Annotated in this window: 3 protein-coding genes; 2 read left to right on the forward strand and 1 reads right to left on the reverse strand. The window is 69.1% G+C overall.

Features of this window, described 5'->3' with window-relative positions; translation table 11 throughout:
• Both PLL68_RS11105 and PLL68_RS11110 read left to right on the forward strand, forming a co-directional pair.
• Positions 1–1,101 (forward strand): APC family permease (locus PLL68_RS11105; protein ID WP_324534070.1); only part of this gene is annotated, 1,101 nt, incomplete at its 5' end.
• Entirely contained in the window at positions 1,098–1,985 is an 888-nt protein-coding gene (locus PLL68_RS11110) for a universal stress protein (protein WP_324534072.1), read from the forward strand. The genes PLL68_RS11105 and PLL68_RS11110, both read left to right, overlap by 4 nt.
• A 20-nt stretch (positions 1,986–2,005) precedes the next feature.
• On the opposite strand, the gene PLL68_RS11115 is transcribed toward PLL68_RS11110, so the two are convergent.
• Positions 2,006–2,944 (reverse strand): 1-aminocyclopropane-1-carboxylate deaminase (locus PLL68_RS11115; protein WP_324534074.1); only part of this gene is annotated, 939 nt, incomplete at its 5' end.

Here is a 2,944-nt window from a genome sequence, read left to right on the forward strand (position 1 = left end):
GCGGTCGGCTGGAGCGGCTACTTCAACGAGTTGCTCGACTCCACGATCGGGGTGCAGATCCCGCAGGCGCTGTCGACGTCGTTCATCGCCGGCCCCGGCGAGGACCCCACCGGCGGACTGCTCAACCTGCCCGCGGTCGTGCTCGTCTTCATGTGCATGTTCCTGCTGCTACGGGGCGCCACCGAGTCCGCCAAGATCAACTCGATCATGGTGGTCATCAAGCTCGGCGTGCTCCTCCTGTTCGTCGTCATCGGCCTCACGGCGTGGAACGGCAGCCACTTCGACAACTTCTTCGGGGCGGGCATCGCCGGGGTGACGGCCGCTGCGGGCACGATCTTCTTCTCGTTCATCGGGTTGGATGCCGTGGCCACAGCGGGTGAGGAGGTCAAGGACCCGCAGCGCTCGCTCCCCCGCGCGATCATCGGGGCGCTGATCATCGTCACCACGGTCTACGTCCTGGTCGCCCTCGCGGGGATCGCTGCCAAGGAAGCCGGCTGGTTCGAGACCGAGGAAGCGCAGAGCGCGGGCCTCTCCCAGATCCTCAACGACATCACGGGCACGAGCATCTGGGGCACCGTCCTCGCGGCGGGCGCCGTCATCTCGATCTTCTCGGTGACCCTCGTGACGCTCTACGGGCAGACCCGTATCCTGTTCGCCATCGGCCGTGACGGGCTCATCTCACGCAAGTTCACCAAGGTCGACGCCAAGACGATGGCACCGAACTTCAACACCATCGTCGTCGCGATCGTCGTCGCCCTCATCGCCGGGTTCGTCCCCTCGGACTACCTGTGGGACACCGTCTCGATCGGCACGCTCGTCGCGTTCTCGGTCGTGGCCCTGGGCGTCATCCTCCTGCGTCGCACGCACGCCGACCTCGAGCGCCCCTTCCGCATTCCGGGCTACCCCGTGACGCCCCTGCTGACCATCGCGGCCTGCGTGTGGATCCTCATCGGTCTGCCGATGACGACGTGGGTCATCTTCCTCGCCTGGCTCGCCATCGTGATGGCGTTCTACCTCGCGTACGGTCGTCGCAACGCGACACTGAACACGTACGTCGACCCCGAGGAGATCGCCGAGCCGCGCGGTAAGGAGGACCAGTGACCATCCTGCTGGCGTTCAGCCCTCACCAGGACGACACCGGGGCAGTGGAGCTCGCGTGCCAGCTCGCCCGGTCCAACAACGACTCGGTGCACGCCGTCACGGTGGTGCCGCAGGCCTGGCCGACGGCCGTCGCCGGTGACACCGATCGCGACTTCAAGCTGTGGGCGCAAGAGGAAGGTGAGTGGTCGGCATCCGCTGCCCGTGACGTGCTCGCAGAGCACCCGGACGTCGTCAGCGAGGCCAGCTGGTGCGCGGGGCGTTCCGTTCCCCAAGCCCTGCTCGACCGGGCGGCCGAGCTCGACGCAGGCCTCATCGTCGTCGGGTCCGGCGACGAGGGGCCGCACGGCAAGGTCTTCCTCACGAGCAAGACCGACCGGCTGCTGCACTCGTCCGGGGTGCCGGTGGCGATCGCGCCGCAGGGGTACTGGAGCGGGCCTACGGGGCGGGTCACCCGCGCCACCCTCGGGTTCCGTGGCGATGACGCCACGTGGTCGCTGCTCGACCGCGCCGCCGAGATCTGCCGCCGCGTCGATGCCTCGATGCGCCTGGTCACCTACGCCGTGCGCGGTCGCACCATGCGGCCCAGCACCGTCAGCGGAGCCGAGGAGATGGTGCACCAGCAGTGGATCCGCCAGGCCACCGCCGAGCTCAAGGAGGCAGTGGAGCACCTGCACTCCCTGGGGTTCACCGACGACCAGGTGTCCAGCGAGGTGGCCGTGGGGTCGTCGTGGGGCAGGGCCATGGATCGCCTCGAGTGGCACCGCGGCGACGTGCTCGTCGTGGGGTCGTCGTCGACGTCGTCGCTGCTCCAGCGGGTCTTCCTCGGGTCGAGCGCCGCGAAGATCGTGCGGAACTCCCCCGTGCCGGTGCTGGTCGTTCCGTAGCCGCTACCCCTGCTGCCGGCTCAGGTGCCCGGGAAGAGTGAGTGGTAGGCGTTGAGCGCGGGCTGACCACCGAGGTGGGCGAAGAGCACCGTCGAGTCAGCGGGGATGTCGCGGTCGCGCACGAGGTCGATGAGCCCGGCCAGTGACTTGCCCTCGTACACGGGGTCGGTGATCATCGCCTCGAGCTCGGCGCCCAGGCGCATGGCCGCCATCGTGGAGTCGACGGGGATGCCGTAGAGGTCGCCGGCCCAGCCGTCGAGCAGGGTGAACTCGTCGTCGCGCAGGTCGCGCCCGAGGTCGATGACCTCGGCCGTGTGCCGGGCGATGCGCTCGAGCTGGTCGCGAGTCTTGGCCAGGGTGGCCGAGGCGTCGATCCCGATGACCCGACGGCGCACCCCGGTGAGGTCCTCGAGCGCCGCGAACCCGGCGATCATCCCGGCGTGGGTCGAGCAGGTGACGGTGCACACGACGATGGTGTCGAAGAGGATGCCGAGCGTCTCCTCCTGCTCGGCGACCTCGAACGCCCAGTTCGCGAAGCCGACCCCGCCGAGCGGGTGCTCGGAGGCACCGGCGGGAATCGGGTAGGCGGTGCCGCCGCTCTCCTCGACCTCGCGCAGGGCGTCCTTCCACGAGTCGCGGATGCCGATGTCGAACCCGGCCGGGTCCAGGCGCGAGTCGGCGCCCATCATCCGGGAGAGCAGGATGTTGCCGACCTTGTCGTTGACCGGGTCGTCCCAGGGCACCCACTTCTCCTGCACGAGGCGGGCCTTGAGGCCCAGGTGGGCCGCGACCGCGGCGACGGCTCGGGTGTGGTTGGACTGGTAGCCACCGATGGACACGAGAGTGTCGGCGCCACTGGCGAGGACGTCGGGGACGATGTACTCGAGCTTGCGCACCTTGTTGCCACCGAACGCGAGGCCGCTGTTGACGTCCTCACGCTTGGCCCACACCTGGGCACC

It is taken from the genome of Ornithinibacter sp., from assembly GCF_035443565.1.
Lineage (GTDB): Bacteria > Actinomycetota > Actinomycetes > Actinomycetales > Dermatophilaceae > Fodinibacter.